The organism is Priestia abyssalis, assembly GCF_002019595.1.
Classification (GTDB): domain Bacteria; phylum Bacillota; class Bacilli; order Bacillales; family Bacillaceae_H; genus Bacillus_BA; species Bacillus_BA abyssalis.
The window spans coordinates 63,343-76,201 of record NZ_KV917370.1; the positions used below are offsets into that span (position 1 = coordinate 63,343).

General features: G+C 40.0%; 10 protein-coding genes, 10 tRNA genes and 1 rRNA gene. 20 read left to right on the top strand and 1 reads right to left on the bottom strand.

Translation table 11 applies throughout. From position 1 onward, the window contains the following. Positions 1-164: 164 nt before the first annotated feature. The 12 genes from rrf (at position 165) to rocF (ending at position 2,193) form a co-directional block, all read left to right on the top strand. A 5S ribosomal RNA gene (gene rrf / locus BK575_RS27440) occupies positions 165-280 on the top strand. A gap of 9 nt (positions 281-289) precedes the next feature. Then, positions 290-364: transfer RNA gene (locus BK575_RS27445), tRNA-Asn, on the top strand. 3 nt (positions 365-367) lie between these two features. Further along, positions 368-440, top strand: a tRNA-Thr gene (locus BK575_RS27450). Between the two features lie 16 nt (positions 441-456). Further along, positions 457-531 (top strand) — tRNA-Glu (locus BK575_RS27455). A 7-nt stretch (positions 532-538) separates the two neighbouring features. After that, positions 539-614 (top strand) — tRNA-Val (locus tag BK575_RS27460). Positions 615-620: 6 nt separating this feature from the next. After that, a tRNA-Thr gene (locus tag BK575_RS27465) sits at positions 621-696 on the top strand. A gap of 15 nt (positions 697-711) precedes the next feature. After that, a tRNA-Tyr gene (locus BK575_RS27470) sits at positions 712-796 on the top strand. A gap of 6 nt (positions 797-802) precedes the next feature. Next, positions 803-877: transfer RNA gene (locus BK575_RS27475), tRNA-Gln, on the top strand. A 1-nt stretch (position 878) separates the two neighbouring features. Then, positions 879-951, top strand: a tRNA-Lys gene (locus tag BK575_RS27480). A 4-nt stretch (positions 952-955) separates the two neighbouring features. Next, a tRNA-Gly gene (locus BK575_RS27485) sits at positions 956-1,030 on the top strand. 16 nt (positions 1,031-1,046) lie between these two features. Further along, positions 1,047-1,122, top strand: a tRNA-Ala gene (locus BK575_RS27490). Between the two features lie 171 nt (positions 1,123-1,293). Then, positions 1,294-2,193 (top strand): arginase, encoded by a 900-nt coding sequence (gene rocF, locus BK575_RS27495; RefSeq protein ID WP_078415028.1) that lies wholly within the window; start codon positions 1,294-1,296, stop codon positions 2,191-2,193. 91 nt (positions 2,194-2,284) lie between these two features. Here the strand turns inward: rocF and BK575_RS27500 are convergent, their stop codons facing one another. Next, positions 2,285-2,443, bottom strand: a complete 159-nt coding sequence (locus BK575_RS27500) for an aspartyl-phosphate phosphatase Spo0E family protein (protein ID WP_078415029.1) — start codon at positions 2,441-2,443, stop codon at positions 2,285-2,287. A gap of 248 nt (positions 2,444-2,691) precedes the next feature. Here BK575_RS27500 and sigW point away from each other — a divergent pair, with 248 nt between their 5' ends. The 8 genes from sigW to BK575_RS27540 all read left to right on the top strand — a co-directional run bounded on the left by sigW (position 2,692) and on the right by BK575_RS27540 (position 12,859). Beyond that, positions 2,692-3,255 (top strand): RNA polymerase sigma factor SigW, encoded by a 564-nt coding sequence (gene sigW, locus BK575_RS27505; protein WP_078415030.1) that lies wholly within the window; start codon positions 2,692-2,694, stop codon positions 3,253-3,255. Between the two features lie 13 nt (positions 3,256-3,268). Beyond that, positions 3,269-3,886 (top strand): anti-sigma factor family protein, encoded by a 618-nt coding sequence (locus tag BK575_RS27510; protein ID WP_078415031.1) that lies wholly within the window; start codon positions 3,269-3,271, stop codon positions 3,884-3,886. Between the two features lie 245 nt (positions 3,887-4,131). Further along, positions 4,132-4,953: a diadenylate cyclase CdaA gene (gene cdaA, locus BK575_RS27515; protein WP_078415032.1), complete on the top strand. Its 822-nt coding sequence runs from the start codon at positions 4,132-4,134 to the stop codon at positions 4,951-4,953. After that, a complete protein-coding gene (locus tag BK575_RS27520) occupies positions 4,946-6,331 on the top strand; it encodes a CdaR family protein (RefSeq protein WP_078415033.1) in 1,386 nt (461 codons plus the stop codon). The genes cdaA and BK575_RS27520 overlap by 8 nt, the downstream gene beginning before the upstream one ends. Before the next feature lie 37 nt (positions 6,332-6,368). Further along, on the top strand, positions 6,369-7,715 hold the full coding sequence (gene glmM / locus BK575_RS27525) for a phosphoglucosamine mutase (protein ID WP_078415034.1): 1,347 nt from the start codon (positions 6,369-6,371) through the stop codon (positions 7,713-7,715). Between the two features lie 356 nt (positions 7,716-8,071). Then, on the top strand, positions 8,072-9,874 hold the full coding sequence (gene glmS / locus BK575_RS27530) for a glutamine--fructose-6-phosphate transaminase (isomerizing) (RefSeq protein ID WP_078415035.1): 1,803 nt from the start codon (positions 8,072-8,074) through the stop codon (positions 9,872-9,874). 319 nt (positions 9,875-10,193) lie between these two features. Then, complete coding sequence (locus BK575_RS27535; RefSeq protein WP_078415036.1) at positions 10,194-11,276, top strand: D-alanine--D-alanine ligase; 1,083 nt, start codon at positions 10,194-10,196, stop codon at positions 11,274-11,276. A 212-nt stretch (positions 11,277-11,488) separates the two neighbouring features. Then, positions 11,489-12,859: a UDP-N-acetylmuramoyl-tripeptide--D-alanyl-D-alanine ligase gene (locus tag BK575_RS27540; protein ID WP_078415037.1), complete on the top strand. Its 1,371-nt coding sequence runs from the start codon at positions 11,489-11,491 to the stop codon at positions 12,857-12,859.

Sequence of the window (12,859 nt, forward strand, 5' to 3'; positions counted from 1 at the left end):
AACGGGAAACCGCTTTTTAGTTTCGTGGGCAGAAGTAGAACGACCGAAAGATTAGGAGCCGTAGCTAGCCACGAATACTCAGCAGCTTGTTATCTAGTTTTGAAGGAATAACTTTTTTGAAAAAAAGGTTGAAATTCCTTTTGAATAATGTATAATATGATATGTCTGGTGATGATGGCGAAGAGGTCACACCCGTTCCCATGCCGAACACGGAAGTTAAGCTCTTCAGCGCCGATGGTAGTTGGGGGTTTCCCCCTGTGAGAGTAGGACGTTGCCAGGCTAATATTATTCCACAGTAGCTCAGTGGTAGAGCAATCGGCTGTTAACCGATCGGTCGTAGGTTCGAGTCCTACCTGTGGAGCCATATGCTTCCATAGCTCAGTAGGTAGAGCACTTCCATGGTAAGGAAGAGGTCACCGGTTCGAGCCCGGTTGGAAGCTTGGTAGAAATTGTTGTGGCCCGTTGGTCAAGCGGTTAAGACACCGCCCTTTCACGGCGGTAACACGGGTTCGAATCCCGTACGGGTCACCATTATAACGGAGGATTAGCTCAGCTGGGAGAGCACCTGCCTTACAAGCAGGGGGTCGGCGGTTCGATCCCGTCATCCTCCACCATTATTTGCCGGTGTAGCTCAATTGGTAGAGCAACTGACTTGTAATCAGTAGGTTGGGGGTTCAAGTCCTCTCGCCGGCACCATTCATTTAAATATGTGGAGGGGTAGCGAAGTGGCTAAACGCGGCGGACTGTAAATCCGCTCCCTCAGGGTTCGGCGGTTCGAATCCGTCCCCCTCCACCATTTTATTGGGCTATAGCCAAGCGGTAAGGCAACGGACTTTGACTCCGTCATGCGTTGGTTCGAATCCAGCTAGCCCAGCCAAGAGCCATTAGCTCAGTCGGTAGAGCATCTGACTTTTAATCAGAGGGTCGAAGGTTCGAGTCCTTCATGGCTCATTTTGCGGAAGTAGTTCAGTGGTAGAACACCACCTTGCCAAGGTGGGGGTCGCGGGTTCGAATCCCGTCTTCCGCTCCATAATCTTATAGTTATTGGGGCCTTAGCTCAGCTGGGAGAGCGCCTGCCTTGCACGCAGGAGGTCAGCGGTTCGATCCCGCTAGGCTCCACCATATTACATACGATTACAAACCCTTTAAGCATGATTCCTGCTTAAAGGGTTTTTTGCATTCTCCCTGTTTTCCTTGGTTTAAATTGCATATATATTCAAAAAAGTGTCGAGTTGAGCCATTTGATTTTTATGATTAAAATGTAGGAAAGGACAAAGGGGAGGAATACGAAAGATGAAAGCGATTGCTATAATAGGTGTGCCAATGGATCTTGGTCAAACAAGAAGAGGGGTAGACATGGGGCCAAGCGCCATTCGTTATGCGGGTGTATCAGAAAGAATTGAAAACCTGGGTTATCAGCTTTATGATGAAGGGGATATCAATATTGAGCCTAGGGAAAAAGTGCACACGGATGCGGATACTAATTTAAAAAACTTAAAAGCTGTAGCAGATGGAAATGAAAGACTTGCTGATAAAGTAAATGAAGTCATTGAAGCAAAGCGTTTTCCTTTAGTGCTCGGAGGCGACCATAGTATTGCCATTGGAACATTAGCGGGTGTAGCAAAGCATTATGAAAATTTAGGGGTTATTTGGTATGATGCTCATGGTGATTTAAATACAGCTGAAACATCTCCATCTGGAAATATTCATGGCATGCCGTTAGCTGCTAGCTTAGGAATAGGGCATCCTGTTTTAACGAATATTGGTGGATATAGTCCTAAAGTGAACCCTAAAAATATTATCATTATTGGTGCCCGCTCTTTAGATGAGGGAGAACGAGAGTTGATTAAGGAACTGGGTATCAAAGTTTACACAATGCACGAAATCGACCGTCTGGGGATGACCACAGTGATGGAAGAGACTATCAATTATTTAAAGGAGCGTACAGATGGTGTACATCTATCTTTAGATTTAGATGGTTTAGATCCGCATGACGCCCCTGGAGTAGGAACGCCAGTGATCGGCGGGATCAGCTACCGTGAAAGCCATCTTGCCATGGAGATGCTGGCAGAGTCTAATCTCATTACATCTGCAGAATTTGTAGAAGTGAATCCGATTTTGGATGAGCGTAACAAAACAGCAACAGTTGCTGTTGCTTTAATGGGATCACTATTTGGAGAAAAGTTACTTTGATTTAATATTTAGGTTATCCTTTATAAAAAGGTTTACTCTTATAAATAACATGTTTACAATAAATGTATAATCAAAAACAGTAACTGTGCAGTTACTGTTTTTTATATTTATCATACTCATTCAATAAATAATCCAGCTTGGTGCTTGCTTCTATAACATGGTGAGAAGAAAGAGATGTTTGACTGGCTAAATCCATCATTAATAAACGGCATTGTTCAATCTCATGCAGTAATGCTTTTTCACCATACATGTTATTCTCACTTCCTTTTTGCTTAAGGCTGTTTCGTAATATAATTGCTTTGAATCATTGCTTACAAAAGAGAAGACATAAGGGAAAAATGAGTTAATTATCCTAAACATTTCTTGCATTTAATAAGTAAATAACCAAATATCAATATTTTTAAACTCAGTGTTGTCATCTTTTTTCTTTTTAGACGAAACCTTTTAAAAAATAATGCGTATGTATAGTATCCCGCAATGGGCGGAGGTAAAAGATAAATGGATTTGTTAATAAGTAGAAAAATTAAACAAGTGAAAAAGGGAGACCAGGATGCCTTTGCGGAAGTGGTTGAATATTATAAAGACAAAGTATATCAATTGTGTTACCGCATGCTGGGCAATGCACATGAAGCGGAAGATTCCGCACAAGAAGCGTTTATTCGTGCGTATGTGAATATTCACACCTATGATTCAACGAAGAAATTTTCAACGTGGCTTTATCGAATCGCCACTAATTTATGTATAGACCGTATTCGAAAAAAGAAGCCGGATTATTATTTAGATGCAGAAATTAGCGGAACAGACGGGCTGAATATGTATTCGCAAATTCCTGCTGATCAAAAGCTTCCCGAGGACGAGTTAGAGCAATTGGAGTTGCAAGAGCATATACAACAAGAAATTTTAAAGCTTCCTGATAAGTACCGGTCTGTCATTGTACTAAAGTATGTAGATGAACTTTCTTTAAAAGAAATTAGTGATATTTTAGACTTGCCGGTGGGAACAGTAAAAACAAGAATTCATAGAGGGCGAGAAGCTTTGAGGAATAAGCTGAGCCGTCTTTAAGAGGTGAGAACGAATGAAATGTGAGCATTATATTGACTTTATGCACGATTATTTAGATGGTGATATTGTAAAGGAAAACGAGGAAATGTTAAAAGAGCATCTGCATTCATGCAAAGAGTGCCAACAACATTTTAAAGAACTAAAAAAATGTATTGCTTTTGTGCAAAGCACTTCACATATTGAAGCACCAGCCAATTTTACAATGAACGTCATGGCTGCTCTTCCCAAAGAAAATAAACGAGCTAAAGTTAATCGTTGGTTTAAGATGCATCCTTTTATGACAGCAGCGTCTTTGTTTATGATTTTGATGTTTGGAAGTTTGATGTCATCGTGGACGAACAGTCAAGATTTTTCTGTCTCTAAGCATAGAGGGTTGGTGATTCAAGAAGAGACGGTCGTTGTTCCTGCAGGGAAAACAGTTAATGGAGATATTGTGGTGCGCAATGGAGATATTAAAGTTGAAGGAAAAGTAAACGGGAACGTAACCGTAATTAATGGAAATCAATATTCGGCTTCTGCGGGTCAAGTAACAGGAGAAATCCAAGAATTAGACCAGCTGTTTGAGTGGGTATGGTATACAATAAAGTCTAATGTAACGAATGCCCTATACGTTTTTGAGGAGAAGAAGTAACATATGTATATGATAGAAACCTCTTTCTCTGTGAGGGGCTTTAATCACCGTTAACGAGGACTAAATATGAAACAAAGCGGTTCCTTCTGAGAGGGGACCGCTTTGTTGATATGAATGGTCGAGCGGTGCAAAAATTGCTTTTACTTTGTGGTTTCGGAAGAGGAAAAATCATTAATCTTTATGGTATACTAATAAGGTTACATGGATTGATATCTCTTTATTACATAATTAGAGGAAGTGAGAGAATGCCTATTGGAGAGCTACCGATCTTCACATACGTAGGAAAAGTAATCGATGTTCTCCTTGTTTGGTTTGTTATATATAAACTAATAATGGTCATAAGAGGAACAAAAGCCGTCCAATTGCTTAAAGGGATCATTGTGATTGTTATGGTTCGCTTTTTAAGTAGTTTCTTAGGGTTAAAAACATTGGAGTGGCTGATGGACCAAGCATTAGCATGGGGTTTTTTAGCGATCGTAATTATCTTTCAGCCTGAGTTGCGAAGAGCACTTGAGCAATTGGGAAGAGGGAAGTTATTTTCAAGGAGTAACATCCCGGAAGAAGATGAAAGTATCCATACTGTAGAGGCGATTGTAAAAGCAACTGATTATATGGCTAAGCGCCGAATCGGTGCTCTTATTTCAATTGAGCGGGATACAGGTATGAGCGACTATATTGAAACGGGTATTCCTTTACATGCTAATGTCTCTTCTGAATTACTTATTAACATCTTTATTCCCAATACGCCTCTTCATGATGGAGCGGTCATTTTACAAAAAAATCAAGTTGCAGCTGCAGCTTGTTATCTTCCTCTGTCAGAAAGTCCTTTTATTTCAAAGGAGTTGGGTACGAGACACCGTGCAGCCGTTGGGATTAGCGAAGTAACAGATAGCTTGACGGTCGTTGTTTCAGAGGAGACGGGAAATATTTCTGTGACCAAAAACGGGGAACTGCATCGAGAATTAACACAGGATACGTTAAAAGAAATGTTAACAAATGAATTAATAAGCAGTTCAAAAGCGGCCACTTCAACTCGCTGGCAATGGAGGGGGAAGAAGAATGGATAAGCTGATGAACAATCACTGGTTTGTAAAAATCATGGCTTTATTATTAGCATTATTGCTTTATATGACTGTTAATCTGGATCCGGATTTGGCGAAAACCACATCCAATGGGAATTCGACGGTTAGCTATGAAACAGAAACCATTACAGATGTCCCGGTGAATGTTTATTATGACAGCGAAAATACTATCGTTAAGGGAATTCCGGATTCGGTAAACCTTACTTTAAAAGGACCAAAAAGCATTTTACAACCGACTAAACTGCAAAGGGATTTTGAAGTTTATGTGGATTTGACGAATATGCAGCTAGGCAGTCACAAAGTAAAAGTGAAGTACCGTAACATCTCTGAAAAATTGGATGTGAAAATAGAGCCGCAAACGCTGATAGTCGAAATTGAAGAGAAGGTGTCTAAAACTTTTTCTGTAGAAGTAGATGTTGATATCAACAATATTCGTGAAGGCTACATAGCTGAGCAGCCTATTGTAAAACCGGGATCTGTTAAGGTTCTAGGGGGGAAAAGCGAAATCGAAAAAATCGCCTATGTAAAAGCGGTTATGGAAGTAGATGATGCCTCTGAGACCGTGGAGAAACAGATAAAAGTGATAGCGTTGGATAAACGTTTAAATAAGGTGAATGTAGATATTCAACCCCGCTCAGTAACCGTGAAGGTTCCAGTAGTAAGTCCAAGTAAAAAAGTCCCGTTGAAAATTAAAGCGACAGGATCGTTATCTGAGGGACTAAATATAAAGAGTATTGCTCCTTCTCCGAGTGAAGTAACAGTCTTTGGGTCAAAGGATATGTTAGATAAGCTAGTCGCAATCGACAATGTTGAAATTGATATTAGCAAAGTGACAAAGTCGGAAAACGTTTGGGTGAGTGTTCCTATTCCTAAAGGAGCGAAGCGAGTATATCCTGAAAAAGTAGCCGTAAAAGTTGAGTTAGAAAGAGATAAGGAAACTGAAACAGAAGACGAAGAAGCATCAAAGCGAGTGCTGGAAAGTCTTCCCCTTTCCTTGATAGGCAAATCTCCATCTTTTACCTATCAACTGTTAAACCCTAAAACGGAAACTTTGGATATAGAAATAACAGGACCATCTGGTATTTTAGCTGATCTTCAACTTAAGGATATTCAGCTTTCTATCAATGTGGGAGAGCTTTTAAGCGGGGAGCATGAAGTGCCGATTGAAGTGAAGATTCCTCAAAACCTGAACTATGAACTGGCTTTAAACAAAGCTAAGGTAAGAGTAACGGAGAACCAAGAGGATAACAAAGAAGAGAGTGATCTTGATAACCAACCGGAGGCAACTCCTGATAATCCAGTAGATAAAAACGAACAGAGTTATGATGATCAAAATATAAGCAACATACAACCACAAGGTTAACAACTGTGAGAGATTGTAACGAAGGAGCGAGACAAACATGGGTAAATATTTTGGAACAGACGGAGTGCGCGGTGTAGCCAACAGCGAACTTACACCGGAATTAGCATTCAAGGTTGGTCGTTTTGGCGGATATGTATTAACAAAAGATGCAGAAAGACCTAAAGTTTTAATTGGACGTGATACTCGTATTTCAGGGCACATGTTAGAAGGGGCATTGGTGGCAGGCCTTTTATCCATTGGAGCGGAGGTCATGCGTCTTGGGGTGATTTCAACTCCTGGTGTTGCTTATTTAACAAAGGCACTTGGTGCTCAAGCCGGTGTGATGATTTCAGCATCTCATAATCCAGTCCAAGATAATGGAATCAAGTTTTTTGGACCAGATGGTTTTAAGTTATCAGATAATCAAGAGTTGGAAATTGAAAACCTGTTAGATAATGAGCAAGATCTGTTGCCAAGACCAACGGGTAAAGAGTTAGGGCAAGTAAATGATTATTTTGAAGGTGGTCAAAAGTACCTTCAGTATTTAAAACAAACGGTAGATGAAGATTTTTCTGGGATTCATGTTGCATTGGACTGTGCCCATGGAGCTACTTCTTCATTAGCGGCGCACCTATTTGCAGATTTAGAGGCGGATATTTCCACAATGGGGGCATCACCTAATGGTCTCAATATTAATGATGGTGTTGGTTCGACTCATCCTGAAGCGTTAGCTACTTTTGTTGAAGAAAAAGGAGCGGATATCGGGCTTGCTTTTGACGGAGATGGTGACCGCTTAATTGCTATTGACGAGAAGGGGCAAATTGTAGACGGCGACCAGATTATGTATATTTGTGCGAAATACTTAAGTGAACAAGGGCAATTAAAGCATAACACGATTGTTTCAACGGTCATGAGTAATCTGGGCTTTTATAAAGCGATTGAAGCACAGGGAATTAACAGTGCCCAAACCGCTGTCGGCGATCGTTATGTGGTAGAAGAAATGAAGGCAAAAGGCTATAACTTAGGCGGCGAGCAGTCTGGGCACATTATCTTTTTAGATTATAATACAACAGGTGACGGTATGCTTTCGGCTATTCAGTTGGTAAATATTATGAAGGCTACGAAAAAGTCTTTGTCAGAGCTAGCGGGAGAAATGGTAAAATACCCTCAATTACTTATAAATGTCAAGGTAACGGATAAATATAAAGTGACAGAGAATGAAAAAGTAAAAGCAGTTATTGAAGCAGTAGAACAAGAGATGGCTGGAAATGGCCGTGTGTTGGTCCGCCCTTCAGGAACAGAACCTTTGGTTCGGGTGATGGTTGAAGCTCCAACAGATAGTGAATGTGAACAGTATGTAAATCGTATTGTTGAAGTGGTAAAAGAAGAAATGGGATTAGAATAATAGGCATTCATATGCATAGGCGGTAACGAAGTAAACCGCTTATGCATATTTTTATATTGTTAGCTTTGTAAAAAAAATTGACGTTTTATTAAACCCTATTGTAATATTAGGTTTGTTCGTCTCTTAATAGATGGAAAGGGGGAAAGGAGAAAGTTAATTTTAAAGCGCCTGAACTAAGCAAAGAGACGCCCAGTGCTTAGTTGACGAGGAGGAGGTTTATCGAGTGTTCGGCGGATGCCTCCCGGTTGATGTAGTCACAACCGTGAAATTCTTTGTGAAAAACAAAAGGGTGACCTTTTGGACAAAGCCAAAGAAATGACTGAATGCTGTTGTATTTCACAAGGAGGAACATTTTTATGTGCGGAATTGTAGGTTTTATTGGAAACATTGATTCGAAAGAGATTTTATTACGTGGATTAGAAAAATTGGAATATCGCGGATATGACTCTGCAGGGATTGCCATTGCAGATGATCAAGGGGTTCAAGTATTTAAAGAAAAGGGAAGAATTGCTCAACTTCGTGAGATTGTAGATGAGTCTGTTACAGCACCAGTCGGAATCGGTCACACGCGCTGGGCAACTCATGGGGTGCCAAGTCAAGTTAACGCTCACCCTCATCAAAGTACAAAACAGCGCTTCACGATCGTCCATAATGGAGTTATTGAAAATTACGCGATTTTAAAGCGTGATTATCTTCAAGATACAGAGTTTAAAAGTGAGACGGACACGGAAGTTATTGTACAGTTGATTGAAAAAATCGTAAATGAAGGCTTAGAGGTAGAAGAAGCATTCCGTAAGACGGTTAGCTTGCTTCATGGATCCTACGCTATTGCTCTTTTAGATGAACAAAATAAAGATACAATCTATGTGGCGAAAAATAAAAGTCCATTACTCGTAGGTTTAGGTGCAGATTTTAATGTAGTAGCAAGTGATGCTATGGCAATGCTGCAGGTCACAGACCAATATGTAGAATTGATGGATAAAGAAATTGTTATTGTCACAAAAGAAAAGGTTACAATCAAAAAATTAGACGGTACAGTGATTGAACGTAATCCTTATACAGCAGAGTTAGATGCCAGTGATATTGAAAAAGGTACCTATCCTCACTATATGCTAAAAGAAATTGATGAGCAGCCATTAGTAATGCGTAAAATCATCCAAGCTTATCAAAATCAGAAGAACGAATTAACTATTGATGCGGATATATTGTCAGCGATGAGCGAAGCTGACCGTATTTATATCATAGCTTGTGGAACGAGTTACCATGCTGGGTTAGTTGGTAAACAGTTCATTGAAAAATGGGCAGCTATTCCAGTGGAAGTACATGTTGCAAGTGAGTTTTCTTACAATATGCCGCTTTTATCTAAAAAACCTTTATTTATCTTTATCTCACAAAGCGGTGAGACGGCAGACAGCCGTTCAGTGCTTGTGCAGGTGAAGGAATTAGGTTATAAAGCATTAACAATTACGAATGTACCTGGTTCTACTCTTTCTCGTGAAGCAGACTACACATTATTATTACATGCAGGTCCAGAGATTGCGGTAGCCTCCACTAAAGCATACACTGCACAAATAGCAGTGTTAGCCATTTTATCTGCAGTAACAGCAAATTCAAAAGGTATCCAATTAGAATTTGATCTTGTTCAAGAACTTGCAATCGTAGCTAATGCGATGGAAGTACTTTGTGATGACAAAGAAGAGATGGAAAGCATTGCTCGTGAATTTTTGGCTACTACCCGTAACTGCTTTTTCATCGGTCGTTCGTTGGACTTCTATGTTGGTTTAGAAGGGGCATTGAAGCTGAAAGAGATCTCTTATATCCAGGCAGAGGGATTTGCTGGAGGAGAATTAAAGCACGGTACAATCGCCTTAATCGAGAACAATACACCTGTTATCGCGTTAGCAACACAAGAGCATGTTAATTTAAGTATCCGCGGTAATGTGAAAGAAGTAGTAGCACGCGGGGCAAACCCTTGCATTATTTCCATGAAGGGCTTGGAAATGGAAGAAGATCGTTATGTTCTTCCTGAGGTACATGAAACATTGGCACCACTTGCAGCGGTTATTCCTTTACAATTAATCTCTTATTATGCTGCATTACATCGTGATTGTGATGTTGATAAACCTCGTAACTTGGCTAAATCGGTTACGGTTGAGTAATCATTCCTGTGGATAATTACATGATACTCAGGTAGGTATCGATGTAGTTCAATGATGCCGCTGGTTTTGTGAGAAGTGTTACATGTCTAAGCAAGTCTAAAAACCCAATGCCTTCAAGACTGACGGTGTTGGGTTTTTTCTTTGCATCTAGTCCTTTGTCTTCATGCGAAGTTTCACTTTATCAATCGGCCGCTTTGCTATACAATATTGCTTATGTATTTTCTGTACATATTTTGAACAATGAGAACGAATCTTTTTCGTAAACATATGATGAAAATGATAAAATAGAAAAGATGAAGAAAGAAGAGGAGGATCATCCATGAAGATTAAACTCGGCCTTTTATACGGTGGAAAATCTGCTGAACATCAAGTTTCGTTACAAACAGCGCTTTCTGTCATTAAAGCGCTTAATCAAGATAAATATGAAATACATCCTATTTATATTACAGAATCCGGCGAGTGGGTTCGTGGAGAGTTGTTGACAGGGACTGTGGAGAATGTGTCTCAACTGCGATTAAATCAAACGGGAAAAGAAATTTCTCCTATGTCATTAAGCACCCATGTTTTTGCAGAGACATCCGAACAGCAGGACAGCATTGATGTTGTCTTCCCTCTTTTACATGGTCCAAATGGTGAAGACGGGACAGTTCAAGGGATGTTAGAGTTGTTGAACATTCCTTATGTCGGAAACGGTGTGTTAGCTTCTGCAGCGGGAATGGATAAAGTGATTATGAAAAATCTATATGCCCAGGCAGGTTTGCCGCAAGTTAATTATGCGTGGTTCATTCGAAGTGAATGGGAGCAAAATCAGGAGAAGGCTTATCAAGAGGTTGAAGAGAAGTTAGGGTATCCTTGCTTTGTAAAACCGGCTAATTTGGGATCGAGTGTAGGAATCAGTAAATGTAAAGATCGTGAAGAATTGGTTGCGGCTTTTGAGGAAGCTTTTACTTTTGACCGTAAAGTTATTGTAGAAGAAGGTGTTACAGCACGTGAGGTAGAAATCGGCGTGTTAGGTAACGATAATCCGAGCTGCTCTGTTGTAGGGGAAATTGCTCCTAAAAAAGAGTTTTATGACTATAAAGCAAAATATGAAGATGGCGATACTGCCCTTATCATTCCGGCGGAAATTGATGAGAATACTTACAGCGAAATGAAAGACATGGCTATCAAAGCTTTTAAAGCAATTGATGGATCTGGACTAGTACGAGCTGACTTCTTCTTGACTAAAGAAGGGAATTTGTTAATTAACGAGGTCAACACGATGCCTGGATTTACGCCGTACAGTATGTTCCCGTTATTATGGAAACATGCAGGGGTTTCTTATCCGGAACTCATTGAAAAGCTTGTAAATTTAGCTATTGAGCGTCATGAAGAGAAACAAAAAATTCGATATACCATGTAATAAAGTGAGGTAAATGAATGGGGGACCCTCTGTTCATTTCCTTTGCTGAAAGAACCCGTTATGAGAATCCGGTAAAACCAACGGTTTTGATGACGGGTTCTTTCAATGGCCTATTTTTTATCCATGTAAGTAGCCCATGCTCTTATAAAAGTTTAAGACTACCTTATCCAACAGCGTGATTACATAATGCGGTGAAAGGAGCCGATTAAAAGATGATTACACGTACAGTGAGAGAAATACAACAGCTGATTCCTGGCAGTACGTTACAAGGTAATTCAGAGATTGTCATAAAAGGTGTTTCCATTGATACCCGAACGATTGAACAGGGGAATTTATTTGTACCGATTAAAGGTGAAAAATTCAATGGCCATGAGTTTGTGCAGCAAGCTATTGAAAGTGGAGCGGCAGCTGTTCTTTGGAATCAAAGTGAGCCTAATGTGCCTTCTGGTATTCCAGTTGTGTTTGTTGAAGATACATTAACAGCTCTTCAGCAGTTGGCGAAGAAATATTGCGAACAAGTTGGTGTAAAAGTAGTAGGTGTGACAGGCAGTAACGGGAAAACTACAACGAAAGATATGATTTTTTCTGTCCTATCGACTACTTATCAAGTGTTGAAAACGGAAGGGAACTTTAATAATCATATTGGAATGCCTTTGACGATGCTTCGGTTAAAAGAAGACACGGAAATTGCCATTTTGGAAATGGGTATGAGCAGCCGAGGAGAAATTGAACTCCTTTCTCAATTGGCGCTTCCTGATGTGGCTGTTATTACGAACATCGGTGAATCCCACTTAATGGACTTAGGAAGCAGAGAAGAAATTGCCAAAGCGAAAATGGAAATTGTCAGCGGACTTAAAAAAGAAGGAGTATTGATTTATAACGGAGATGAGCCTCTATTAACTTCAAATTTAGGCAACTCGGATATCAAAGGAGTTACCTTTGGCCAAAATGAACAAAATGATTTATATCTGACTTCTATTGAACAACAACAGCAAAGTACCATTTTTACGATCTCTCAAGCTCCTGATGTGACATATGAAATTCCTGTTTTAGGAGTGCATAATGTTCAAAATGCTTTGGCGGCTATTGCAGTCGGCTGTTATTTCAATATCCCATTTTCCACCATAGCAGAGGGATTAAAATCATTAAAATTGACCAATATGAGAATGGAACTGATTTCATCGCTTAAAGGCTTTGATATCATCAATGATGCCTATAATGCAAGCCCCACTTCAATGAAGGCTGCCATTTCTCTACTGGAAAATTTAAAAGGATATAATCAAAAATTCATTGTTCTTGGAGATATGCTGGAACTAGGAGAACAAGAAAAGCTATTCCATTATGAAGTCGGCCGTATGATTGATCCTAAAAAAGTTGACTATGTGTTTACGTATGGGCAGTTAGGGGTAGAAATTGCCAAAGGCACGCAAGAAGCTTTTGAAAAAGAGAGAGTATACCACTTCCGTGAGAAACATCAACTCATTGAATGTTTGGCCTCTCTTGTGCGAAGTGGAGATATCGTTCTTGTGAAAGCATCTAGAGGAATGAGGCTGGAAGAAGTGGTAGAAGCATTAAAAGCTTAG

What these genes read in the sequence shown, in the direction of transcription:
- rocF (WP_078415028.1), top strand. Translation starts at nt 1,294, where the DNA reads ATGAAAGCGATTGCTATAATAGGTGTGCCAATGGATCTTGGTCAAACA.
- BK575_RS27500 (WP_078415029.1), bottom strand. Translation starts at nt 2,443, where the DNA reads ATGTATGGTGAAAAAGCATTACTGCATGAGATTGAACAATGCCGTTTA.
- sigW (WP_078415030.1), top strand. Translation starts at nt 2,692, where the DNA reads ATGGATTTGTTAATAAGTAGAAAAATTAAACAAGTGAAAAAGGGAGAC.
- BK575_RS27510 (WP_078415031.1), top strand. Translation starts at nt 3,269, where the DNA reads ATGAAATGTGAGCATTATATTGACTTTATGCACGATTATTTAGATGGT.
- cdaA (WP_078415032.1), top strand. Translation starts at nt 4,132, where the DNA reads ATGCCTATTGGAGAGCTACCGATCTTCACATACGTAGGAAAAGTAATC.
- BK575_RS27520 (WP_078415033.1), top strand. Translation starts at nt 4,946, where the DNA reads ATGGATAAGCTGATGAACAATCACTGGTTTGTAAAAATCATGGCTTTA.
- glmM (WP_078415034.1), top strand. Translation starts at nt 6,369, where the DNA reads ATGGGTAAATATTTTGGAACAGACGGAGTGCGCGGTGTAGCCAACAGC.
- glmS (WP_078415035.1), top strand. Translation starts at nt 8,072, where the DNA reads ATGTGCGGAATTGTAGGTTTTATTGGAAACATTGATTCGAAAGAGATT.
- BK575_RS27535 (WP_078415036.1), top strand. Translation starts at nt 10,194, where the DNA reads ATGAAGATTAAACTCGGCCTTTTATACGGTGGAAAATCTGCTGAACAT.
- BK575_RS27540 (WP_078415037.1), top strand. Translation starts at nt 11,489, where the DNA reads ATGATTACACGTACAGTGAGAGAAATACAACAGCTGATTCCTGGCAGT.